General features: G+C 60.7%; 23 protein-coding genes. 11 read left to right on the top strand and 12 right to left on the bottom strand.

Features of this window, described 5'->3' with window-relative positions:
- Window positions 1–6 precede the first annotated feature (6 nt).
- From QMK51_RS22305 to QMK51_RS22295, 3 genes are all read right to left on the bottom strand, one after another.
- Window positions 7–489, bottom strand: coding sequence for an LEA type 2 family protein (locus tag QMK51_RS22305; protein WP_320391912.1), 483 nt, complete (start codon window positions 487–489; stop codon window positions 7–9).
- A gap of 166 nt (window positions 490–655) precedes the next feature.
- Entirely contained in the window at window positions 656–1,132 is a 477-nt protein-coding gene (locus QMK51_RS22300) for a YchJ family protein (RefSeq protein ID WP_258697273.1), read from the bottom strand.
- Between the two features lie 4 nt (window positions 1,133–1,136).
- Window positions 1,137–1,634: a DUF6231 family protein gene (locus QMK51_RS22295; protein WP_320391910.1), complete on the bottom strand. Its 498-nt coding sequence runs from the start codon at window positions 1,632–1,634 to the stop codon at window positions 1,137–1,139.
- Between the two features lie 178 nt (window positions 1,635–1,812).
- On the opposite strand from QMK51_RS22295, the gene QMK51_RS22290 reads away from it, so the two are divergent.
- The 4 genes from QMK51_RS22290 (at window position 1,813) to QMK51_RS22275 (ending at window position 4,510) form a co-directional block, all read left to right on the top strand.
- On the top strand, window positions 1,813–2,508 hold the full coding sequence (locus QMK51_RS22290) for an OmpA family protein (protein WP_320391908.1): 696 nt from the start codon (window positions 1,813–1,815) through the stop codon (window positions 2,506–2,508).
- A 90-nt stretch (window positions 2,509–2,598) separates the two neighbouring features.
- On the top strand, window positions 2,599–3,318 hold the full coding sequence (locus QMK51_RS22285) for an OmpA family protein (protein ID WP_320391906.1): 720 nt from the start codon (window positions 2,599–2,601) through the stop codon (window positions 3,316–3,318).
- 162 nt (window positions 3,319–3,480) lie between these two features.
- The gene (locus QMK51_RS22280; RefSeq protein WP_320391904.1) at window positions 3,481–3,759 is read left to right on the top strand and encodes a DUF1145 domain-containing protein; all 279 of its coding nucleotides are present in this window, start codon (window positions 3,481–3,483) and stop codon (window positions 3,757–3,759) included.
- Window positions 3,752–4,510, top strand: a complete 759-nt coding sequence (locus QMK51_RS22275) for a collagen-like protein (RefSeq protein ID WP_320391903.1) — start codon at window positions 3,752–3,754, stop codon at window positions 4,508–4,510. The genes QMK51_RS22280 and QMK51_RS22275 overlap by 8 nt, the downstream gene beginning before the upstream one ends.
- 164 nt (window positions 4,511–4,674) lie before the next feature.
- Here QMK51_RS22275 and QMK51_RS22270 read toward each other — a convergent pair whose 3' ends face one another.
- Complete coding sequence (locus tag QMK51_RS22270) at window positions 4,675–5,139, bottom strand: CopD family protein (protein WP_258697267.1); 465 nt, start codon at window positions 5,137–5,139, stop codon at window positions 4,675–4,677.
- A 99-nt stretch (window positions 5,140–5,238) separates the two neighbouring features.
- Here QMK51_RS22270 and dinG point away from each other — a divergent pair, with 99 nt between their 5' ends.
- From dinG to pdxH, 5 genes are all read left to right on the top strand, one after another.
- Window positions 5,239–7,383: an ATP-dependent DNA helicase DinG gene (dinG, locus tag QMK51_RS22265; protein WP_320391899.1), complete on the top strand. Its 2,145-nt coding sequence runs from the start codon at window positions 5,239–5,241 to the stop codon at window positions 7,381–7,383.
- Between the two features lie 96 nt (window positions 7,384–7,479).
- A complete protein-coding gene (locus QMK51_RS22260) occupies window positions 7,480–9,900 on the top strand; it encodes a beta-agarase (RefSeq protein WP_320391898.1) in 2,421 nt (806 codons plus the stop codon).
- A 246-nt stretch (window positions 9,901–10,146) separates the two neighbouring features.
- Window positions 10,147–11,292 (top strand): serine hydrolase domain-containing protein, encoded by a 1,146-nt coding sequence (locus QMK51_RS22255; protein WP_258697264.1) that lies wholly within the window; start codon window positions 10,147–10,149, stop codon window positions 11,290–11,292.
- Between the two features lie 113 nt (window positions 11,293–11,405).
- Window positions 11,406–12,401 carry an OmpA family protein gene (locus QMK51_RS22250; protein ID WP_320391896.1) on the top strand — a complete coding sequence of 332 codons (996 nt, stop codon included), beginning with the start codon at window positions 11,406–11,408 and terminating at the stop codon, window positions 12,399–12,401.
- A 24-nt stretch (window positions 12,402–12,425) separates the two neighbouring features.
- A complete protein-coding gene (gene pdxH, locus QMK51_RS22245) occupies window positions 12,426–13,073 on the top strand; it encodes a pyridoxamine 5'-phosphate oxidase (RefSeq protein WP_320391894.1) in 648 nt (215 codons plus the stop codon).
- Between the two features lie 5 nt (window positions 13,074–13,078).
- Here the strand turns inward: pdxH and QMK51_RS22240 are convergent, their stop codons facing one another.
- Window positions 13,079–13,315: a hypothetical protein gene (locus QMK51_RS22240; protein ID WP_258697261.1), complete on the bottom strand. Its 237-nt coding sequence runs from the start codon at window positions 13,313–13,315 to the stop codon at window positions 13,079–13,081.
- A gap of 168 nt (window positions 13,316–13,483) precedes the next feature.
- Here QMK51_RS22240 and QMK51_RS22235 point away from each other — a divergent pair, with 168 nt between their 5' ends.
- Entirely contained in the window at window positions 13,484–13,948 is a 465-nt protein-coding gene (locus tag QMK51_RS22235; RefSeq protein ID WP_320391892.1) for a glycine zipper 2TM domain-containing protein, read from the top strand.
- 67 nt (window positions 13,949–14,015) lie between these two features.
- Here QMK51_RS22235 and QMK51_RS22230 read toward each other — a convergent pair whose 3' ends face one another.
- The 4 genes from QMK51_RS22230 to nhaA form a co-directional block, all read right to left on the bottom strand.
- Window positions 14,016–14,246, bottom strand: a complete 231-nt coding sequence (locus QMK51_RS22230; RefSeq protein ID WP_258697259.1) for a hypothetical protein — start codon at window positions 14,244–14,246, stop codon at window positions 14,016–14,018.
- A 56-nt stretch (window positions 14,247–14,302) separates the two neighbouring features.
- Window positions 14,303–14,596 carry a colicin E3-like toxin immunity protein gene (locus QMK51_RS22225; RefSeq protein ID WP_413817501.1) on the bottom strand — a complete coding sequence of 98 codons (294 nt, stop codon included), beginning with the start codon at window positions 14,594–14,596 and terminating at the stop codon, window positions 14,303–14,305.
- Window positions 14,565–15,791, bottom strand: coding sequence for a colicin E3/pyocin S6 family cytotoxin (locus tag QMK51_RS22220; RefSeq protein ID WP_320391890.1), 1,227 nt, complete (start codon window positions 15,789–15,791; stop codon window positions 14,565–14,567). The genes QMK51_RS22225 and QMK51_RS22220 overlap by 32 nt, the downstream gene beginning before the upstream one ends.
- Window positions 15,792–15,911: 120 nt before the next feature.
- Entirely contained in the window at window positions 15,912–17,099 is a 1,188-nt protein-coding gene (gene nhaA / locus QMK51_RS22215) for a Na+/H+ antiporter NhaA (RefSeq protein ID WP_320391889.1), read from the bottom strand.
- Window positions 17,100–17,347: 248 nt separating this feature from the next.
- Between nhaA and QMK51_RS22210 the strand changes: the two genes are divergently transcribed.
- Window positions 17,348–18,445: a PLP-dependent cysteine synthase family protein gene (locus QMK51_RS22210; protein ID WP_258700784.1), complete on the top strand. Its 1,098-nt coding sequence runs from the start codon at window positions 17,348–17,350 to the stop codon at window positions 18,443–18,445.
- A 142-nt stretch (window positions 18,446–18,587) separates the two neighbouring features.
- Here the strand turns inward: QMK51_RS22210 and QMK51_RS22205 are convergent, their stop codons facing one another.
- The 3 genes from QMK51_RS22205 to QMK51_RS22195 all read right to left on the bottom strand — a co-directional run bounded on the left by QMK51_RS22205 (window position 18,588) and on the right by QMK51_RS22195 (window position 21,743).
- Window positions 18,588–20,201 (bottom strand): NAD(P)/FAD-dependent oxidoreductase, encoded by a 1,614-nt coding sequence (locus QMK51_RS22205; RefSeq protein WP_320391888.1) that lies wholly within the window; start codon window positions 20,199–20,201, stop codon window positions 18,588–18,590.
- Between the two features lie 95 nt (window positions 20,202–20,296).
- The gene (locus QMK51_RS22200) at window positions 20,297–20,962 is read right to left on the bottom strand and encodes a hypothetical protein (RefSeq protein WP_320391887.1); all 666 of its coding nucleotides are present in this window, start codon (window positions 20,960–20,962) and stop codon (window positions 20,297–20,299) included.
- A 181-nt stretch (window positions 20,963–21,143) separates the two neighbouring features.
- Entirely contained in the window at window positions 21,144–21,743 is a 600-nt protein-coding gene (locus QMK51_RS22195; protein WP_258697255.1) for a short chain dehydrogenase, read from the bottom strand.
- Between the last annotated feature and the right edge of the window lie 52 nt (window positions 21,744–21,795).

Below are 21,795 nucleotides of genomic sequence, written 5' to 3'. Positions count from 1 at the left end.
CCGTCCTTACTCAATTAAATCGGCGGCGATTATCACGCCATTGCGCGCCAGGTGCACGTAGTGCGCGATGAATATACCGGTTTCAAGTGTGCCTTCCAGACGATAGGGAATCGGTTGATCGGGTTTTTTCAGCAGTTTCACCAGGTCCCGGACTTTGGGCCACAGGTTGGTGCGGATCGGTACTTTGAAATAGGCGCTGCGCTTGGGGCCTACGGTGAACCAGTGTTCGTGCTCGCCTTCGGTCAGCAGGATGTCCCCCAGGTGAATGCGATATTCCAGGGCGCGCACCGTCAGATCTTGGTCATTGGGATTGTCGACGCGAAAATGCAGCAGGAATTTCTGCTCCAGCAGCCTGGCCCGGACCACCTCGACCTTGACCAGATGGACCTGCGGATCCGGCAGGTCGTCACTGAACCATGAGGCGCAGCCGCCGAGTCCTGAAAACAGCAGCAAGGTGAACAGATAGAGCGCGAGTCGTCGGGTGGTCATGGTCGTGTTTCTCCCTTTGTAGCAGCTGGCGAAGCCTGCGTTCGGCTGCGAAGCAGTCGCCAACCCTGGCGCCTCGGTCTATCTTAAACACCGCGCCGCCCGGTTTCACGACTGCTGCGCAGCCGAACGCAGCCTCACAGGCTCGACAGCTGCTACAGGGATCACCTCAAGCGCTGAAATAACTCGCACAACACTTCTTGAACTTCTGCCCGCTGGCGCAAGGGCACGCATCGTTGCGCCCGGCCTTGAGTGGCACGGTAGGGTCGATGAAGTACCAGCGGCCGGCGTTCTGTACAAATGACGAACGTTCGCGGTGGCTGTGTTCGCCGCTGTTGTCGTGCCAGCGAGCGGTAAAGGTGACGAAGGCGTGCTCCGGCTGACCGCCGAAGACTTCGGCGCTCTCCACTTCCAGGCCCAGCCAGGTGCTTTGGGCGCTCCAGTCGCTGATCGACTGGCGATCCAGGCCGGTCTGTTGCGCGGGCAGGGTGGTCGCCACCAGATAGTCGACCAGCCCCAGCACATAGGCGCTGTAGCGCGAACGCATCAAGACTTCGGCGCTAGGGGCCGGATGGCCGGCATGGTAATGACCGCAGCAGGCATCGAGCAGCGTGCCGCTGCCGCAAGGGCAAATGGATGTACTCATTGCGTTACCACCAATATTTCCCGAAGTTTTCCGGATTGGCCCAGAAGCGTGAGTTGAGCCAGTCGGGCACCTGTTTGTAGTCAAGCAGATCGTAGGTAAACAACGTCAACACTTGATCGTCGCGCTGGAAGCGTTCGCTGGCTTGCAGGGCCAGGGAGAAAAAATCCGTCTCCTGCCAGCCGCTGGCCGGCAAGTCGGCCAGCACTGCAATGCGGCTGGCATTGAGGTTGCGTATTCCGCCGAGCAGATTCAGGCCGTCGCGCTTGGGCAAGTGTTCGAGGCAATCGACCACCAGCGCCAGATCATACCGTTGCGCCGCCAGTTCGGCCGGCAATGGCCCGGGCGCGGCAAAGGCGACGATGCTCTGCGGGTGCGCGAGCTGGAACGCCTCGAGCGCGGGGAATTCGCTGGCGCCCATCAGCAGCAGACGCGCCGGGGCGTAACGATCAAGCAATGCGGCCAACGCCTGTTGGGGCGTGCGCGAAGAAATACCTGCAATCATCGAAGATCCTCAATCAGAACGCCAAGACTAGCTTGTCTTGTCGGGCGGTTTAAGCAAAAAGCGGCGATCTTCCGTGAACATAGGGCAAAACAGCAATGGCCTATTGCTGGCGGAGATTAAAGCTCGGGTCTTTACTTCCTGAATCGGCTTTAAGCCGATCCCTCAGGAGAAGAACTAGATGAGCATAATTCGGACAGCATTACCCTTGGTTCTGCTAACCAGTGTGTTGACTGGTTGCGCAGGTTTGCAGAAAACCGACTGGCCGACCTGTGCGGCGGTCGGTGGTGTCGTCGGTGCAGGGCTCGGCGCGACAGAGAGCGCGGCATGGGCGGGCTATGGCGCGCTGCTGGTCGGCGGCACGACAGCGGCCTGGTGCTGGGTGCACGGCGATGGCGACGAGGACGGCGATGGCGTGCCGGACAGCCGCGACAAGTGCCCGCACACACCTAAAGGCGTGCGGGTCGATGCCGACGGCTGCCCTCCACCGGCGCCTGTGCCGGTGGTCGAAGAGAAGGCGGTGGTCAAGGAAGAAGTCATCGTTATCCGTGATGTTCACTTCCAGTTCGATTCGGCCAAGCTCACCCCTTCCGATAAAGAGGTACTCAACACCGTTGCCACGCGCCTGAAACAGGAATCCTCCGGTTCCCGACTGACCGTCACCGGTCATACCGACAGCGTCGGCAGCGATAAGTACAACCAGAAACTGTCGGACAGGCGCGCCCATTCGGTGGTGGAATACCTGATTTCCCAAGGCGTGCCACGCAGCAGCTTCGTGTCTGTGACCGGTGCCGGTGAAAGCCAGCCGGTGGCCGATAACAAAACCGCTGACGGCCGTGCGCAGAACCGCCGCACAGAAATCAAAATCAACCGCTGAGCCCCTTGTACTCCGCGGCTTGTGCAGTCGCGGATGCGGGTCTTTACTCCTGTGTGACCGGTATGGGCCGGTGACACAGGAGCATTCACAATGAGCGTTCTCACAAGGACCGTCTTGCCGGTTATGTTACTTGGCAGTCTTCTTTCCGGTTGCGCGACTCACAGCGATGGCACCGCCCCCTTGAATCAACGAACCTGGCCAATCTGCAGTGTCATTGGCGGACTGGTCGGCGGCGGTTTGGGCGCGATCGAAAGTGGCGGTTGGGCGGCAGGTGGAGCGGCGCTCGGGATCTTGACCGGTGGTTTGATCTGTTATGCCCAGGATGGCGATGAAGACGATGATGGTGTCTTCGATCGACGCGATCGCTGCCCTGATACGCCCGCCAATACGCCTGTCGAACATCACGGTTGTCCGTTGCCGCAGTACCCGGCCAGCGTGAAACCTGCTGAACCTGAAGCCGCGAAATCCGAAGTCATCACCCTGAGCAGTAACGTGTTGTTCGCTTACAACAAATCCAACCTGACGCCCGAAGCGCACAGTCAGCTGGATTCGCTGATGGCCAAATTGCAGAGCGCCGATGTGGTGAGCATCAAAGTCGTCGGTCATACCGACAGCCAGGGTTCGGACGCCTATAACCAGAAACTGTCGGAACGTCGTGCCAGCAGCGTCGCAGCCTACCTGTTGAGTCAGGGGCTGGCGCCGAACAAACTCACCAGCGAAGGCAGGGGCGAAAGCCAGCCGGTGGCCGATAACGACACGGAAGAAGGGCGGGCGCAAAACCGTCGCGTGGAGTTGCACATCAATCGCTGAGCTTTGTGATCAAAAGGCCTGTGATAGAGCCGTCGGAGGACCATCAAGGTGGGCCCGACGGCCATTCGGCGCCTACCGGAAGAATTTTCTGTTGCCCTCTGGCTTATCCCGCCTGTAAGCCGTTACTGTGCGTGCAAAGAATAATTCTCAACGGAGGAGCGTATGAAGGTGTTTTGGGGGCTGGGGAAGTTGTTGACCCTGCTGTTCTGGTTGGTGGTGCTGGTCAATCTGCTCATACCGTTTGTTCATCCGCTGCACCTGTTGGTCAATCTGGCCGGCAGCCTGTTGGCGCTGACTCATCTTCTGGAGCTAGTGTTCTGCAACCGCAGTCTCAAAGGTCGAGCCCACCCCTGGCGTGATCGCCTGAAGATTGTCTTTTTCGGCGTTTTTCACCTGCAAACCATTCCGGCCCCGGCCACTGCGAAGGCTTCCCATGCGTAAACTCTGTCTGCTCGCCGCACTCATCAGCCCATTGGCCTGCGCCCAGGTGGTGAGCGTCGAAACCAACTCGCTGATGCGCTTGCCCAACACCGCCAGCGCCTTGCAACTGGAACGGCTGGAAGTCGCCGATCACGGTACCTTGCTGATTCCCTCGAACGTGACTGAAGTGACCGTCGGTGAGTTGCACCTGGGGCGCGACGCGCGGATCGCCATTGTGCCGAGCGAACAGGCTTTGGTATTGAAGGTCAGCCGTGCCGAGTTGTCCGAAGGCAGCCAGATCACTGCGCGGGGCGCGGCGGGGACTTATCAGAAGGCCGCGCGCTCCGGGCGTAATCTGAACTTGCAGATCAAGGCCTTGAAAGCACTGCAACTGTCGGTAGACGCACGCGGTGGCGCGGGTGCACCGGGTTTTGTCGGTCTCGATGGCGGCAACGGCGCGGCATCGGGTTGCACCGGGGGTCAAGGTGGCGATGGCGGCGACGGCGGTGATGGCAGCGACGGCCAGCCAGGGGCACCGGGTGCGCTGGTTCGGTTAGAAGTGCCGCGTGAATTCCCGGCAGAGCAAATCAAGGTCGAAGTGGCGGGCGGTGCCGGTGGCGTGGCAGGGACTGGTGGCAAACCGGGAGCGGGCGGCAAGGCCGAGGGCTGCATCGTGTACACAGCCGATGGCGGCAAGAGCGGTCGTCCTGGCGCTGATGGTCAGCCAGGGCCTGCCGGGGCGGCGGGTTCGGTGAGCATTCAGCGGTTGTAAGAACGACTGAGCCCCTCTGTGGCGAGGGAGCTTGCTCCCGCTGGGTCGCGAAGCGGCCCCCAAAACCGGCGACTCTGTTCTTTCAGAACGTGCGCAGTGATCGATTACGACTGCTGCGCAGCCGAGCGGGAGCAAGCTCCCTCGCCACAGAGACTATGCATTGCTCAGAGCATCGGCCGAGCCGCAGCAATCGCCACCAGCACCAACCCGACCATCAGGTTAATCCCCACCAACCGGCGAATCCTGCCCAGCGTCGCCGCACCCGTCGGCCAATCCTGAGCCTCCACCGCCGTGCGCAGTTCCGGCAGCAGCAACGCCTGAATCCGGATAAACAGCGCCACCATCACCACGTACAAGCCCATCATCACCTGCACATAACGCGGTGCCGCTTCAAACCCGGTGAACTGCAAATGAATCATGCCCACACCGCTGATCGGCAAAAGCACCACCGCGACCCAGACCCAGCGGAAAAAACCTTGAAACACTTCCACCCACAGCTTCAACCGGGCAGGGCCTTCCAGCGCCTTCATCGCCGCGGGACGCAGGACCATCCAGGCGAAAAACATGCCGCCGACCCACACCAGGGCGGCCAGGACATGCAGGATATAAACGATGCCAAAAGGTGTCATTGGGGTACTCCGTTCTGCGCGGGATTAATTAGCGGGGTATGATAGCGGCCGATCCGAACCACTGAAAATTTATCCAGCGTTTTTTGCGCCCGACAATCCATGATCAGCACCGAACTCAAAACCACGATCCAGGGCGCCTACTCGCGTTTTCTCGAAGCCAAGAGCCTCAAGCCGCGCTACGGCCAACGCCTGATGATCGCCGAAATCGCCAAGGTCCTCGGTGACATCGACACCGACGACGAAGGCCGGCGCAGTGGCGACCCCGCGATTGTCGCGGTGGAAGCCGGCACCGGTACCGGCAAAACCGTGGCTTACAGCCTGGCGGCCATCCCCACCGCCAAGGCCGCCGGCAAGCGTCTGGTGATTGCCACGGCCACCGTGGCCCTGCAAGAGCAGATCGTCTACAAGGACTTGCCCGACCTGATGCGTAACAGCGGGCTGAATTTCAGCTTCGCGCTGGCCAAGGGCCGGGGGCGCTACCTGTGCCTGTCCAAGCTCGACATGTTGCTCCAGGAAGGTCACGCGCAAACCGCCACCGCGCAGCTGTTCGAAGAAGAAGGCTTCAAGATCGAGGTCGATGAGGCCAGTCAGAAGCTGTTCACCAGCATGATCGAAAAGCTCGCCGGCAATAAGTGGGACGGCGACCGTGACAGTTGGTCGACTGCGCTGGAGGACGCCGACTGGGCGCGCCTGACCACCGATCATAGCCAGTGCACCAACCGTCATTGCCCGAATTTCGGCCAGTGCGCCTTTTACAAGGCGCGCGAAGGCATGGGCAAGGTCGACGTGATCGTCACCAACCACGACATGGTGCTGGCCGACCTGGCCCTGGGCGGCGGCGCGGTACTGCCGGACCCGCGCGACACGATCTACGTGTTCGACGAAGGCCATCACCTGCCGGACAAGGCCATCGGCCACTTCGCCCATTACACACGCCTGCGCTCCACCGCCGACTGGCTGGAAACCACCGCCAAGAACCTCACCAAATTGCTCGCCCAGCATCCATTGCCGGGAGATCTGGGCAAGTTGATCGAGCAGGTGCCGGAGCTGGCGCGGGAGATCAAGACCCAGCAGCAGTTCATGTTCAGCGCCTGTGAGCAGGTCGCTGACTTCAAACCCGGCGAAGATGTCGAAGGCCGTGAGCGGCCGCGTCACCGTTTCGTCGGCGGGGTGATTCCCGAGCACATGCGCGAAATGGGCATCGAGCTGAAGAAGGGCTTTGCCCGGCTGACCGACCTGTTCACCCGGCTCACCGAACTGCTCAAGGAAGGCATGGACGGCGAGGTCAACATCGGTATCGCCAGCAACCAGGCCGAAGAGTGGTATCCGTTGTTCGGCAGCCTGCTGTCCCGTTCTTCGGGCAACTGGGAGTTGTGGACCGCCTTCACCGTCGAAGACCCGGAAGACAACCCGCCCATGGCCCGTTGGCTGACCCTGGCCGAAAGCGGTTCGTTGTTCGACATCGAGGTCAACGCCAGCCCGATCCTCGCGGCGGAAATGCTCCGGCGTAACCTGTGGAACGTGGCTTACGGGGCGCTGGTGACCTCGGCGACCCTGACTGCCCTCGGCACCTTCGACCGTTTCCGCATGCGCGCCGGCCTGCCTAAAGCCGCCGTGACCGCAGTGGTCCCGAGCCCGTTCCATCATGCCGACGCCGGCGTGCTGCGGGTGCCGGACCTCAAAGCCGACCCGCGTGATGCGCCGGCTCACACCGCAGCGATCATTCGTGACTTGCCGGAACTGGTAGAGGGTTCCCGTGGCACCCTGGTGCTGTTCTCCTCGCGCAAACAGATGCAAGACGTATTCGACGGGCTGGACCGCGACTGGCGCAAGCAAGTGTTCATTCAAGGCAACCTGTCGAAACAGGAAACCCTGAACAAGCACAAGGCGCGGGTCGATGGCGGGGACTCCAGCGTGCTGTTCGGCCTGGCGAGTTTTGCCGAAGGCGTGGATTTGCCCGGTGCCTACTGCGAGCACGTGGTGATCGCCAAGATTCCGTTCTCGGTGCCCGACGATCCGGTCGAAGCCGCGCTGGCTGAGTGGATCGAAGCCCGTGGCGGCAATCCGTTCATGGAAATCTCGGTGCCGGACGCGTCGCTGAAACTGGTCCAGGCCTGCGGTCGGCTGCTGCGGACCGAAGAAGATCGCGGCACCATCACCTTGCTCGACCGTCGTTTGGTCACGCAGCGCTACGGCAAAGCTATTCTCAATGCGTTGCCGCCATTCCGTCGTGAAATTTCCTGATGCGCCGGTGGGCAAATAGGCCCGCCGCGTTGTCTACCTCACTGCCACTGCTTTTCCATTGGCCCATTGATGGTCGTTAGGGAGAACCACGTTCCTATGATTCGCCGTTCGTTGCCCGCCGTTTTTGCCTTGATGTTCGCAACCCCTTTGCTGGCGGCCCCTGCCGGCCAGCAGACGCTGTTCAATTTTGTGCGCCCCGCCGACGTGGTTCAGGTGGCGACCCAGGACGCCAGCCTGCCGCAATCCAACGCGGAGCAAACAGCTGAAGGTGAAGTGCTGCGCCGCGTGACCTTCAACCCGGTCGCCCAGCCGACCGTGCGCCTGACGCCGCAGACCGGTGCGTGGGACTGGTCGCAGTCGGGCGTCATGAGCCTGCGGATCCAGAGCGCGATGAGCTGGGCCGTGACCCTGTACGTGAACATCCAGAGCAATGACGGCAAAACCCTGGTCAGCCGTGTCGATCTGCCGGCCGGCCCTGCACAAACCCTGCTGGTGCCTTTGGTCGCCAGTTCGCCGCTGAGCCAGGGCATGAAAGCCGGCCCGCCGATGCCGATGAACTTCGAGGGCCAACGTGTGTTGCTGGCCAGCAGCGCCGGTGAGCTGGATCGCAGCCAGGTGGTGTCGGTGACCTTGTCGATGGACCAACCGAAAGTCGCCCAAAGCATTTTGCTCGAGCGCTTCGGCGTGCAGGACGACGAGGCCGTGACCAAAGCCGCTTATGGCGGTCTGGTGGACGCCTACGGGCAATCGACCCGGGCCAAATGGCCGGAGAAGATCGGCAGCGACGAGCAACTGAAATCCGCAGCCGCCAAAGAACAGCAACAACTGAAAACCTGGCTGGCCGAGCGCGAGAAGGCGTCCCTGGACAAGTTCGGCGGCTTGAACAAAGGCCCTGTGTTCAAGGCCAGCGGTTTTTTTCGCACCGAAAAGCGTGACGGCCGCTGGTACCTGGTGACTCCGGAAGGTCATCCGTTCTATTCCCTCGGCGTTAATACCGTGACCCCGAGCGTCAACCAGACCTACGTCGCCGGTCGTGAGTGGATGTTCGAATCCCTGCCCAAACCCGACGAACCCCTGGCCAGCCATTATGGCGAAGGCGATAACCGTGGCGGCAACGGTGCCGATCAGGGCCGAGCCTACAACGCCGGTCGCTGGTACGATTTCTATGGCGCCAACCTGCAGCGTCTTTATGGCGAGCCTTGCGCACCGGGCAGCGACACCAAGGCCGGTGTGGCTGAAGCCGCCAAGGCCGGCGCCGTTGAAGCGTCGGTCGAAAAAGCGGCCGAGCCAACCGCCGCCGAACCCTGCAAAGTGGTTATCGACGAAAAACGCTGGGCCAGTCACACCCTCGATCGCCTGCAAGCCTGGGGCTTCAACACCCTCGGCAACTGGAGCGCGCCTGTTCTGGGCAATGCCGACCGTGTGCCGTACACCTTGCCGTTGTCGATTGTCGGCGATTACGCCAGCATCAGCACTGGCACCGATTGGTGGGGCGGCATGCCCGACCCGTTCGACCCGCGTTTCGCCATGGCCACCGAGCGCGCCGTGGCCATCGCCGCCCGCGATCATCGCGACGATCCATGGCTGATCGGTTACTTCGCCGACAACGAACTGGCCTGGGCCGGTCCCGGTGACGACCCGAAGGCTCGTTATGCCTTGGCCTACGGCACCTTGAAGATGACCACCGACGTGCCGGCCAAACGCGCCTTCCTCAAACAGCTGCGAGACAAGTACCGTAACCAGGCGGGTCTGTCGAAAGCCTGGGGCATTGATCTGCCGGCCTGGGAATTGATGGAGGACCCGGGCTTCGTGCCGCCGCAACCGAGCGCCGAATACCCGGAAATCGAAGCCGACTTCAAATACTTCCAGAAGGTCTTTGCCGACACTTACTTCAAGACCATTTCCGACTCGCTCAAATGGCATGCGCCGAATCAGCTGTTGCTGGGCGGCCGCTTTGCCATCAGCACCCCGGAAGCGGTTGAGTCCTGCGCGCAATACTGCGATGTGTTGAGCTTCAACATGTACACCCTGCAACCCCAGGACGGTTACGACTTTGCCAGACTGCGCAGCCTGGACAAACCGGTGCTGATCACCGAATTCAACTTCGGATCAAAGGATCGCGGCCCGTTCTGGAGCGGCGTGACGCAACTGGCGAAGGAAGAAGACCGCGGCCCGGCTTACGCCAACTTCCTCAAGCAGGCGATGAGCGAGCCGTCAATTGTCGGGGTGCACTGGTTCCAGTACCTCGATCAACCGGTGACCGGCCGTCTGCTGGATGGCGAGAACGGGCACTTCGGTCTGGTGGGCATTACTGATCTGCCGTTCCAGGGGTTCGTCGACAGCGTGCGCAAAAGCAATGTGCAGATCGTCGATCAACTTGGCAAAGAGGCCGAGAAGGCCAGGGCCGAGGCGGATAAAGCCAGTCACGACGCCGAGGGCGGCAGGAAAGGCGAGGCAGGCAAAGGCCCGGGGAAAGGGGCAGGGCATGCAGGTGGGCATTCGGGCAACGGCCATTGATTGCTGAGTTCTGACACACAGCATCATCGTTCTTCGCGAGCAAGCCCGCTCCCACACTGGATCGCGTCCGTCTGGATACCTCGGTCAAATGTGTGCGGGCTTGTTCGCGAAGGCGTCATCAGCATCGCCGCTTCTCAAAGCGGAATACAGGGCTACCTACCACCCAGCCCACGACTGTTCCCAAAACCCTCAAGGGCTGGAACAATGCGGGCCACTTTGTAGAGCGTTTATCCGGGAGAGTTGCGGGTGCAGATTCAGGGTCATTACGAGCTTAAGTTCGAAGCGGTGCGCGAAGCGTTCGCCGCGCTGTTCGACGATCCTCAGGAACGCGGCGCGGCGTTGTGCATCCGGATCGGCGGTGAAACCGTTCTCGACCTCTGGGGCGGTACCGCCGACAAGGACGGCCTTGAGGCCTGGCACAGCGACACCATTGCCAACCTGTTTTCCTGCACCAAAACCTTCACCGCCGTGACGGCGCTGCAATTGGTGGCCGAAGGCAAGCTGCAACTGGATACCCCGATCGCCCGCTACTGGCCCGAGTTTGCCGCCGCCGGCAAAGAGTCCGTGACCCTGCGCCAGTTACTCTGCCATCAGGCCGGTCTGCCGGCACTGCGCGAGTTGCTGCCCGCCGAAGCACTTTACGACTGGCAGACCATGGCCGATGCCCTGGCCGCCGAAGCGCCATGGTGGACGCCGGGTCAAGGTCACGGTTATGCGGCGATTACCTATGGCTGGCTGGTCGGTGAATTGCTGCGACGCGCCGACGGTCGTGGGCCGGGCGAATCCATCGTGGCGCGGGTCGCCAAGCCTTTGGGGCTGGATTTCCACGTCGGCCTTGCCGACAAAGAGTTTCATCGTGTGGCGCACATCGCCCGTAGCAAAGGCAACCTCGGTGATGCCGCGGCCCAGCGCTTGCTGCAAGTGACCATGCGCGAACCGACGGCCATGACCACCCGGGCCTTCACCAACCCGCCGTCAATCCTGACGAGCACCAACAAGCCGGAATGGCGGCGCATGCAGCAGCCGGCCGCCAATGGCCACGGCAATGCCCGCAGCCTGGCCGGGTTCTACGCCGGTCTGCTCGATGGCAGTCTGCTGGAAAGCGAAATGCTTGACGAGTTGACCCGCGAACACAGCATTGGCGAGGACAAGACGTTACTGACCCGGACCCGATTCGGCCTGGGTTGCATGCTCGATCAACCGGACGTACCCAACGCCACCTACGGCCTCGGCCCACGGGCGTTCGGTCACCCGGGTGCCGGCGGCTCCATCGGCTTTGCTGATCCGGAGCATGATGTGGCTTTCGGCTTTGTGACAAATACCTTGGGGCCGTACGTCTTGATGGATCCACGAGCCCAAAAGCTTGTGCGAGTACTGGCCACTTGTCTGTAAATCACGCTCAAGGGGGCCAGGGCCGGAACCCGAAAGCCTGTGTGGTTTCAAAGCGTCTGTTTATCCGGGGCAACCCGGTCTGATTCTTCATTACTTCATTTTGTGGATATCCCATGTCGTCCAATAAAACCCTCGCCCTGGCCCTGTGCTTCGCTATCACCGGTTGCGCACAAACCCCACAAAATGATGCCGCAGGCGGCAGCAGTTGGTGGCCGTTCGGTTCTTCCGACAAGGTTGCGACTAAAGAACCCACCCCGGCCCCGGCACCCCTGAAACCTGCTGCCACAGCACCTGTCACCAAGGCTGAAGCCGATGCCGGTGGCAAGTGGTGGTGGCCGTTCGGCGGCAAGGAGCAGAGCACCGCCAAAGCAGCCGTGCCGATGCCCGATCCGAAAGTCACCCAGGCCTGGCTCGACGACTACGAACCGCGTCTGCGCGAGGCCATCAAGGACAGCAACCTGAAACTCGAGCGCCGTGAAAACGTGCTGGTTGTCACGGCCCCGGTAGAAGGTTCGTTCAACCCTGATCGTCCGGCCATGCTGCTGCCGGTGACCCTCGGCCCGTTCACCCGTGTCGCGAAAATCCTCGAAGCCGATCCAAAGACCGCCGTGCTGGTACTCGGCCACAGTGATACGTCGGGCGCCGCACCGGCCAACGTGAAACTGAGCCAGGAGCGCGCCCAAGCGGTGGCGGCGATCTTCCGTCTCAGCGGCCTGCAACGTGATCGCCTGATGCTGCGCGGCATGGGCGGTGAGGCACCACGTGCCGCCAACGACAGTGCTGAAGGTCGTGCCTTGAACCGTCGCGTCGAGCTGTTGGTGACGCCGGCAGACACCATGGTCGCGTTGCTAAGCAAGTACAACATGCCGGCACCGGCGCCGGTGACCAAAGTTGTCGCGCAAGACGTCAAGCCAGTGGCCAAGCCTGTTACCCCTGCGCCAGCCACCAAAAAAGCAGCCGCGAAAAAAGCACCGGCCAAGAAAGCGGCCGCCAAGGCTCCAGCCAAAAAAGCACCGGCTAAAACCGCGACCCCAGCGAAAAAGACGGCACCGGCCAAAGCCGCTGCCGATTCGAAGAGCACCACCGCCGCCGATGCCACAAAGCAGTGATTCGTTAACCAAAAGGAATGCGCCATGACCAAGGCCTTGGCTGATATGCGTCGCGATTACACCCGTGATGGCCTGACCGAGGCGCAAGCCCCGGCCGAGCCGTTCGCGCTGTTCCATCAGTGGTTCGCCGACGCGGTGAAAACCGAGCAGCTGCCGGTGGAGGCGAATGCCATGACGCTGGCCACCGTCGATCAGGACGGTCGGCCGCATTGCCGCATTCTGCTGCTCAAGGGCCTGGATGAGCAGGGCTTCACCTTCTTCACCAACTATGAAAGCGACAAGGGGCAGCAACTGGCAACCAATCCATTTGCGGCCATGACGTTCTTCTGGCCGGCCCTGGAGCGCCAGGTGCGCATCGAAGGGCGGGTGGTGAAGGTCACGCCTGAAGAGTCCGACGCCTACTATCAGGTTCGTCCTCTGGGCAGCCGTCTTGGTGCCTGGGCGTCGCCCCAGAGCCGGGTGATCGCCGATCGTGGCGAACTGGAAGCGTTGCTCAAGAACACCGAGCAACGTTTCAGCGACACCCAGCCTCACTGCCCCGAGCACTGGGGCGGTTATCGCTTGCTACCCGAGCGCATCGAATTCTGGCAGGGCCGTCCGAGCCGTCTGCACGATCGCCTCAACTACCGCTTGCAGGGCGCCGACTGGGTTCGTGAACGCCTGGCTCCCTAAACGGTCTACCGATCGGGATACCCTGCCGCAGCGGCCTCAAGCCACTGGGGCAGGTCTCGACGCTTGATCTTCTGCGCTTGAGCGTTCGCCAGTTGCTGGAGCATGAAGGCTCTTTTCTGTTCGTCTTTACCCGCCAGTGACAAGGCCAGGTCGCGGTCCATCCAGCGTTTGATCCGCACGTACAGCCACCAATGGAAGTACAAACCGGCGACGGTCGTGACGACAATGATGAAGTAATCCATGAAAATCCTTGGGTCAGCGGCGCAGATTTTGTAATTTGACGCTACTGTGTGGTGAGTTCGAAAAGTGCCTGTACCGGGCCTGAATGAAACCAATTTTATCCGGGCGATGCCGTGACAGGCGTCAAGCTGCGGAGTTTAATGGACACCTGTCCTATGGAGTTTGATGCTATGCGTAAGTCTGTTCTGCTGGTTGCTTCCTTTTCCACGATGGCGATGTTGCTCACTGGCTGCCAATCGAGCCTGACCGGTGACTCCTACTCCCGTGACGAAGCGCGTCGCGTGCAGACGATTCGCATGGGCACCATCGAAGCCCTGCGTCCGGTGAAAATCGAAGGCACCAAAACCCCGATCGGCGGCGCTGCCGGCGCAGTCGTGGGTGGTGTAGGCGGTAGCGCCATCGGTGGCGGTCGCGGCAGCATCGTCGCAGCGGTCATCGGCGCGGTTGCCGGCGGCCTGGTGGGTTCGGCGGCCGAAGAAGGCCTGACCCGTACGCAAGGTGTTGAAATCACCGTGCGCGAAGACGATGGCAGCATGCGCGCCTATGTGCAGGAAGTTCAGCCAAACGAAGTGTTCCGCGTGGGTGAGCGGGTGCGGATCTCCACTGTGGGTGGGACCAGCCGCGTTACGCACTAAGCGGGGACGAAGGGTAAAAGAAAACCCCGATCAGGTGACTGGTCGGGGTTTTTTGTGTCTGCTGCCTTCACGCATTGCACGTGAGTTGGAAGTAATGGTCTGGGTCGTGAATGGGCTTTCCTATCAGCCCTTCGATCGCTGAAAGTTGCAACTGGGACAGGTTGTAGCCTTCCCAGCCTTGCTGGTCTGAAGTCCAGCCCATGATGACTTTCAGTTGGTCATCCGATCCGTCGGGTAAATCTTCCTCGAACGCGAGGAATTCGGTTTCGATATCGAACGCTTCTACGCGATAAATCAAAACTCGGTGTCTCCTGAGGACATCCAGTTAAAGGTAGGCTAAGTGCCTCGACTGGATCACCAGCTCTCGCGGTAATCGAAAGATAGTTGGTAATCGTGGGTGCCTAGGTCTATTAGGTGGCGAAAGTGGGGTTGAATAATATCGATCCAATGGCTGCCAACATCAAAACCCCCATTGTTAATATTGTTTTCGACGGGGATGCCGAGAGCATCAAGTATTGACTCATCGTCGCCTAAATCTTTAGAGGACTCTTCGCCCTGACAAATTTCGGTTTGCTTGTCATACCATTCCAACCGTAGCCTCAGTCCCATCTTTGTCTCACAAGTATTTTTTCTTGATGTTTCGTTCATTTTTAGCATCATCGCGTCGCTCACCCGTTACGGCGTCAAATGCTCCCAAATGACTCCCATTACTTGCGCGATATACCTCCAGCTCACCATGCATCGAGTCCCATTCGTAGATCGTTTTGCCCTTTGCATCAGTCCAACGCTCTCTAAGTCCTCCACCACCTACGACGGGGTTCTTTTTCTTGGCTTTTTTTAGACCAGGAAATGCACTGATATCCTCAGTTTTTGGCGCTGGATGATACCTGTGACCAGCTGTTGGCAAGCCTTTACGAGGAGCGCTGACCACAACATATAGCGGCGACACCCCGGAACCAACCGGAAACACAAGAATGAAGTCCTTGTACTCCGGCGGATAAACCGGGTTCACGATGATGCTGTCAGCCGCCTTCGTCGGCGGATAAACCCAGATGTGCGGTGCTTGTGGCGCAGTTTCCAAAGCGGGAATGCCGAGGATGTTTGAACCGTCCTCGGCCGGTGTCCAGATCAGCTCAACGCCGTCCCCGAGATCAGCCACCTGCTGACTGCCGCGCAAGGTGAATTGCACGACATCGACCATTTCCCAGTCACGGTTTTTGCCGGTGTAGAACCCGTATCCCTTGAGACTGCCGTCAGCCTGTTGCTCGACCCGCAGACGAACGCGAGTGCGGGCCTGTTTGAGGGATCGCAGTTGGTCTTCGGTGTAGAGCGAGCTGTCGCCAAGGCTCGATGGCATGAGCAGGGCCACCAGGCCTGCCAGGGTGGCCGCAGCGGTGCTGGCGGCGACAGCGGGCAGTGCGGCGAACGCTGAGCCACCCAGGGCGAAGCTGCCGAAACCCGCCGGAATGGTGGTTCCACTGATTTTCTTGAGCGGGATGCCGCCACTTTCATCAGCCTCGCGGGCACCGAGCAGGATCAGTTCGCCGTAATCCTTCAGGTTGTCAGTCGGAACAACGCCAGAGGGATTGGTGTAGTCGATGATTGCATCGGGCAACTTGCAGGACTTGGCGAACACGCATCCCGCGCGGACAACATCGTCCTTTTTCGCGATAACTTGAAGGCTGTCTTCAAAGGCCTGCTGCCTGGCGAGCATGGCGTTGTAAGCGTTTTGTCTGGCATCGCGCTCGGCCAGTTCGGTGGCCGTCATGAAGCGGTAAGTTACGTGATGTCCGTCGCCTGACGGTGGGTTGGGAACCCGGGGGATGTCCTTTTGGCCAGCCACTGATTGTCCTTTCGTTCATGCATCGGCAACCCCTCGAAAGGGGCTGCATGACGTTAACGAAGCAGGAAAATTGTGGCTGTAGGACGAATCCTGAATGTTGCGGGGATTGTTCTCTGTGCTTCAGGATTGCAGCGCAGTGCTCTTACGACTCGCCGCCGCCGTCACCGCATAACCGATCAATGCCGCGAGTATCGAACCGGTCAAAATCCCCATGCGGTCCATCCCGGCGTATTCACTGGTGCCGGGAACGAAGGCCAGGGAGCCGACGAACAGGCTCATGGTGAAACCGATACCGCAGAGGATCGCCACACCCAGCACCTGGCCCCAGTTGGCGCCTTGGGGCAGGGTAGCGATGCCGATTTTTACCGCCAGCCAGGTCAGGCCGAACACGCCGACGGTCTTGCCCAGCAGCAGGCCAACAGCAATGCCCATCGGCACATGGTGGGTGAAGCTTTCGACGGTCACGCCGCTCAGGGACAGGCCGGCGTTGGCGAAGGCGAACAGCGGCAGGATGCCATAGGCCACCCACGGATGCAGGGCATGTTCCAGGGTCAGCAGCGGCGAAGGTTCGGCGTTTTTCGTGCGCAGTGGAATGCAGAAGGCCAGGGTCACACCGGCCAGCGTGGCGTGCACGCCACTCTTGAGCACGCAGACCCAGAGGATCAGCCCGATGATCATGTACGGCCCGAGCTTCACCACGCCGAGCCGGTTCATCCCGATCAAGGCTGCGATGCAGGCCGCGGCCAGTGCCAGAGAGAGGGTCGACAGTGCGCCGGAATAGAAGATCGCGATGATGATGATCGCGCCCAGGTCGTCGATGATCGCCAGGGTCATCAGGAACAGTTTCAGCGACACCGGCACGCGTTTACCCAGCAAGGCCAGCACGCCGAGGGCGAAGGCAATGTCGGTGGCCGTCGGGATGGCCCAGCCACTCAGTGCGGTCGGGTTGTCACGGTTCAAAAACCAGTAGATCAGCGCCGGCACCACCATGCCGCCAATCGCCGCCGCGCCGGGCAGGACGATCTGCGACGGTTTCGACAGTTGGCCGTCGAGGACTTCGCGCTTCACTTCCAGGCCGATCAACAGGAAGAACAGTGCCATCAGACCGTCATTGATCCACAACAGCAGCGGCTTGGCGATCTTCAGCGCGCCGATCTGCGCCACCACGGGGGTGTCCAGCAGGCCGCTATAGAGCCACGACAGCGATGAATTGTTGATGATCAGTGCGAGGACAGCGGCAGCGATCAATAACAGACCGCTGGCAGCTTCCAACTGAAAGAAACGCGTGAATGTGCTACGCAGAGGCAAGGTCGCTCTCCATCGATGAATTCAAAAGGTGACACACCCTAACCCGTACTGTTAGTTGTTAAAACAAAAGTTATATTCTTTTTTGTTATATGCCGTTACGACGTGGGCAGTCAGCAAAGGCCAGAGCCTAGCAGTTGCCGGACGTATTGGACCTCAGCTGTATCTGTGCATGATGTAGGTTCTTTCCTAAGCTTGTGGGCTGAGCCTTGCGACAAGGCCGACTCTTTGCCCGATCCAGCGAGAAAATCATCATGAGCGACAACCGACAGTGGGCCCGCGAAGCCATCCGGATCATAGAAGCCGACTTCCAGCGCAGCGCCGATACCCACCTGATCCCCTTGCCGCTGCCGGGGTTGCCGGGCATCGAGTTGTATTTCAAGGATGAGTCGAGCCATCCCACCGGCAGCCTGAAACATCGGCTGGCGCGCTCGTTGTTCCTTTATGCGCTGTGTAACGGTTGGCTCAAACCCGGTGCGCCGGTGATCGAGGCTTCCAGCGGTTCGACGGCGATTTCCGAGGCGTACTTCGCCCGCTTGCTGGGTTTGCCATTCATTGCGGTGATGCCCGCGAGCACGTCCAAGGAAAAGATCGCGCAGATTGCTTTCTACGGTGGCAAGAGCCATCTGGTGGACGATCCGACGCAGATCTACGCCGAGTCCGAACGCCTGGCTCGCGAACACGATGGGCACTTCATCGACCAGTTTACTTACGCCGAACGCGCCACCGACTGGCGGGCGAACAACAACATCGCCGAATCGATCTTCCAGCAGATGCGCTTCGAGCAGCACCCGGAGCCGAGCTGGCTGATTTCCAGCCCCGGCACCGGCGGCACCACCGCGACACTCGGCCGTTACGTGCGCTATCGCCAGCATTGCACCCGCGTGCTGTGCGCCGATGCCGAGCGTTCGGTGTTCTTCGATTACTACAAGACCGGCGACGCCAGCCTGCGCCTGGATCACGGTTCGCGGATCGAAGGCATTGGCCGGCCACGGGTGGAAGCGTCGTTCCTGCCCAAAGTGATCGATGCGATGGTCAAAGTGCCGGACGCGTTGTCGTTGGCGGCCATGCACTATCTGGCACAACGTTTGGGGCGACGGGTTGGCGGATCGAGCGGGACCAACCTGATCGGCGCCTTGATGGCGGCCCGGCAGATGGCGGCGGCGGGGGAATCGGGGTCGATCGTGGCGATTCTGTGCGACGGCGGCGAGCGCTATGCCACCACCTATTACGATCAGGCCTGGCTCAAGGCCCAGGGGTATGAGTTGAGTGGTTTGATGGATGCCGTGGCGGCGAGTGTCGAGCGTGGCGAGCCACTGCCGGCCAGCGTGTTGCGCGCCAATATCTGACATTCAATAGACGCTTAAACCACTGTGGGAGCGAGCCTGCTCGCGATAGCGGTAGATCAGTCAACATCTCTGTTGAATGTTAATCCGCTATCGCGAGCAGGCTCGCTCCCACAGGGTTTTGCGTTATTTCAGCAATTACGTATCAGGCTTCCAGTCCAAGAATGTCTCGGGCCACCGCTTCAGCAATCCGAATCCCGTCGACACCCGCCGACAGAATCCCACCCGCATAACCCGCACCTTCACCGGCCGGGAACAGGCCCTTCACATTCAGGCTCTGCATCGACTCGTTACGGGTAATCCGCAACGGCGATGACGTGCGCGTCTCGATCCCGGTCAGCACCGCGTCGTGCAGCGAGTAGCCACGAATCTGCTTCTCGAACGCCGGCAAGGCTTCGCGAATCGCTTCGATGGCGAACGCCGGCAAAGCCAGGGCCAAGTCACCCAAGGCAACGCCCGGTTTGTAGGACGGCTCGACGCTGCCCAACTCGGTCGACGGCTTGCCGGCAATGAAGTCGCCGACCAGCTGCGCCGGTGCTTCGTAATTGCTGCCACCCAGCACAAAGGCGTGGGATTCCAGGCGTTCCTGCAACTCGATGCCAGCCAGCGGGCCGCCCGGATAATCGACTTCCGGGGTAATCCCGACGACGATCCCGGAGTTGGCGTTGCGCTCGTTACGCGAATACTGGCTCATGCCGTTGGTGACCACGCGGTTCGGCTCGGAGGTCGCCGCCACCACGGTGCCACCCGGGCACATGCAGAAGCTGTAGACCGAACGGCCGTTCTTGGCGTGGTGCACCAGTTTGTAGTCGGCAGCGCCGAGTTTCGGGTGGCCGGCGTATTTGCCCAGGCGCGCGCGGTCGATCAGCGACTGCGGGTGCTCGATGCGAAAGCCCACCGAAAACGGCTTGGCTTCCATGTATACGCCACGGCCGTGAAGCATGCGGAAGGTGTCTCGGGCGCTGTGGCCGAGGGCCAGAATCACGTGTTTGGAATGGATCTGCTCGCCGCCATTGAGCTCGACGCCGACCAGCTGGCCGTCCTCGATCAAGACGTCAGTGACACGCTGCTGGAAGCGCACTTCGCCGCCCAGGGCGCGAATCTGCTCACGCATGTTTTCCACTACACCGGTCAGACGGAACGTACCGATGTGCGGTTTGCTGACGTAGAGGATTTCTTCCGGCGCGCCAGCCTTGACGAACTCGTGCAAGACTTTGCGACCGATGAATTTCGGATCCTTGATCTGGCTGTAGAGCTTGCCGTCGGAGAACGTTCCCGCACCGCCTTCACCGAATTGCACGTTGGATTCGGGGTTGAGCACGCTTTTACGCCACAGGCCCCAGGTGTCCTTGGTGCGCTGACGCACTTCGGTGCCGCGTTCGAGGATGATCGGCTTGAAGCCCATTTGCGCCAGCAGCAACCCGGCGAAAATCCCGCACGGGCCAAACCCGACCACGATCGGGCGCTGGCTCAGGTCGGCCGGCGCCTGGCCGACCACTTTGTAGCTGACATCCGGCGCCACGTTGACGTTACGGTCATCGGCGAATGTGTGCAGCACCGACGCCTCATCGCGAACGTTGAGGTCGATGGTGTAGATGAAGCACAGTTCGGAGGACTTTTTACGCGCATCGTAGCTGCGCTTGAACAAGGTGAAATCGAGCAGGTCATCACTGGCGATGCCCAAGCGCTGCACGATGGCAGGGCGCAGGTCTTCTTCGGGATGGTCGATCGGCAGCTTGAGTTCAGTGATTCGTAACATGACGGGATCCGGTTCGCGGGGCGCACAACTGCGCCAAGGCGTTTGAAGCCCGCGATTATAAGCCTCAAAGGATGATTCCCGTGAGGCTAAAACGATCAGTCGTCGCGCGATCCGCCGAAATACCCACAGCCGCGCTGCACCTGGCCATCGATGCGCAGCTCGGCGCTCATGTGCTGCACGCTGCCGGTGCTGCTGTCGACGCAACGTTGCGGCGCGACCCAGAGCTCGATGCGCTGATTATTGGCTTCGGTACTGAGGTTGAAGCGGCCATCGCCCAGTTGCTCTTCAACGTACGGCACGGCCAAGGGCGGCTGACCGGCGCGGTCGATGACCATGCCCTTGCCGCTGACTCTGACGTTCCATTCAGGGCCATGGCCGGCGGCGCGCAGGATCAGCTGCTTGAAATTGGGATCGTCGCACGCCGTGCCCGAGCGCTCGACGCGGTACAGCTGCGCCAGGTCGAGCCGACTATCGGCACCACTGGCAACGATCCGACCGCGCACGTCGGCAAACAATTTGCCCTGATCATCGGCCAGGGTTGCGGCCTCTTGCAGGACGCTGGTGCCACCGGTGTCGTTGACCACATAACTACGCTGTTCATTGCACGGCTGGAACAGCAACTTGCCGTCGGCCGCCGTCAACTGGCCCTGCATGCGAGTCTGGCCCACATGTGAAGCGCTTTCGCGCGGGCCGTCCAGCAACTGGCACGCGGCGAACAGCGGAAGCAGGGCAACAAGCACCAAGGAACGGGCAACACGCATCTTTGAGTCTCCTGACAAGTGCCGCCACGTTACTCAGCCTGACCGTTCATCACAACCCTGCAATGTCCTCGCTTTCCCAAAATCAAGAGCAAAGGATCGCAGCCTGCGGCAGTTCCTGCGGGGTGTACGCGGTGCCTTTTGTAGGAGCTGGCGAAGCCTGCGATCTTTTGATTCTGGCGGTTTAGCCGACGCGGTAGGTCTGGCCAGTCTGCAAGCCTTCCACGCTTTTGGCGTAGGCCAGTGCCACTTCGGCGGCGGGAACCGGTTTGAAACCACGGAAGTACGGGGCATAGCTGCCCATGGCTTCGACCAGCACGTTCGGGCTGACCGAGTTGATGCGCAAACCGCGCGGTAGTTCGATCGCCGCTGCACGGACGAAACTGTCCAGGGCGCCATTGACCAGGGACGCCGAGCTGCCAGTACGGATCGGGTCGTGGCTGAGGATGCCGGTGGTGAAGGTGAATGACGCACCGTCATTGGCGAACTCCCGGCCGATCAGCAACAGGTTGACCTGGCCCATCAGCTTGTCCCGCAAGCCGAGCTCGAAGTCTTGCGCGGTCATGGTGGCCAGTGGCACGAAGTTGACACTGCCGGCGGCGCAGATCAGCGCGTCGAAATTGCCGGTCTGTTCGAACAGTTTGCGGATCGAGGCGCTGTCGCTGATGTCGACCTGAAAATCACCGCTCTTGCGGCCGATGCGGATGATTTTGTGGCGCTGGGACAGTTCATGGTCAATGGCCGAACCGACGGTGCCGGAGGCGCCAATCAAGAGAATTTTCATCGTGCTGTACCTGTATGGGTTGGATTTAAATTTAAGTTTAGTGTGGTTTTTT

It is taken from the genome of Pseudomonas sp. P9_31 (genome assembly GCF_034008235.1).
Lineage (GTDB): Bacteria > Pseudomonadota > Gammaproteobacteria > Pseudomonadales > Pseudomonadaceae > Aquipseudomonas.
Note: the sequence above shows the minus strand (reverse complement) of the source record. Positions and strands in the feature narration are given on the sequence as shown.

Excerpts from the sequence above, each read along its gene's own strand:
- QMK51_RS22305 (WP_320391912.1), bottom strand. The coding sequence starts at position 489 with ATGACCACCCGACGACTCGCGCTCTATCTGTTCACCTTGCTGCTGTTT.
- QMK51_RS22300 (WP_258697273.1), bottom strand. The coding sequence starts at position 1,132 with ATGAGTACATCCATTTGCCCTTGCGGCAGCGGCACGCTGCTCGATGCC.
- QMK51_RS22295 (WP_320391910.1), bottom strand. The coding sequence starts at position 1,634 with ATGATTGCAGGTATTTCTTCGCGCACGCCCCAACAGGCGTTGGCCGCA.
- QMK51_RS22290 (WP_320391908.1), top strand. The coding sequence starts at position 1,813 with ATGAGCATAATTCGGACAGCATTACCCTTGGTTCTGCTAACCAGTGTG.
- QMK51_RS22285 (WP_320391906.1), top strand. The coding sequence starts at position 2,599 with ATGAGCGTTCTCACAAGGACCGTCTTGCCGGTTATGTTACTTGGCAGT.
- QMK51_RS22280 (WP_320391904.1), top strand. The coding sequence starts at position 3,481 with ATGAAGGTGTTTTGGGGGCTGGGGAAGTTGTTGACCCTGCTGTTCTGG.
- QMK51_RS22275 (WP_320391903.1), top strand. The coding sequence starts at position 3,752 with ATGCGTAAACTCTGTCTGCTCGCCGCACTCATCAGCCCATTGGCCTGC.
- QMK51_RS22270 (WP_258697267.1), bottom strand. The coding sequence starts at position 5,139 with ATGACACCTTTTGGCATCGTTTATATCCTGCATGTCCTGGCCGCCCTG.
- dinG (WP_320391899.1), top strand. The coding sequence starts at position 5,239 with ATGATCAGCACCGAACTCAAAACCACGATCCAGGGCGCCTACTCGCGT.
- QMK51_RS22260 (WP_320391898.1), top strand. The coding sequence starts at position 7,480 with ATGATTCGCCGTTCGTTGCCCGCCGTTTTTGCCTTGATGTTCGCAACC.
- QMK51_RS22250 (WP_320391896.1), top strand. The coding sequence starts at position 11,406 with ATGTCGTCCAATAAAACCCTCGCCCTGGCCCTGTGCTTCGCTATCACC.
- pdxH (WP_320391894.1), top strand. The coding sequence starts at position 12,426 with ATGACCAAGGCCTTGGCTGATATGCGTCGCGATTACACCCGTGATGGC.
- QMK51_RS22240 (WP_258697261.1), bottom strand. The coding sequence starts at position 13,315 with ATGGATTACTTCATCATTGTCGTCACGACCGTCGCCGGTTTGTACTTC.
- QMK51_RS22235 (WP_320391892.1), top strand. The coding sequence starts at position 13,484 with ATGCGTAAGTCTGTTCTGCTGGTTGCTTCCTTTTCCACGATGGCGATG.
- QMK51_RS22225 (WP_413817501.1), bottom strand. The coding sequence starts at position 14,596 with ATGAACGAAACATCAAGAAAAAATACTTGTGAGACAAAGATGGGACTG.
- QMK51_RS22205 (WP_320391888.1), bottom strand. The coding sequence starts at position 20,201 with ATGTTACGAATCACTGAACTCAAGCTGCCGATCGACCATCCCGAAGAA.
- QMK51_RS22200 (WP_320391887.1), bottom strand. The coding sequence starts at position 20,962 with ATGCGTGTTGCCCGTTCCTTGGTGCTTGTTGCCCTGCTTCCGCTGTTC.
- QMK51_RS22195 (WP_258697255.1), bottom strand. The coding sequence starts at position 21,743 with ATGAAAATTCTCTTGATTGGCGCCTCCGGCACCGTCGGTTCGGCCATT.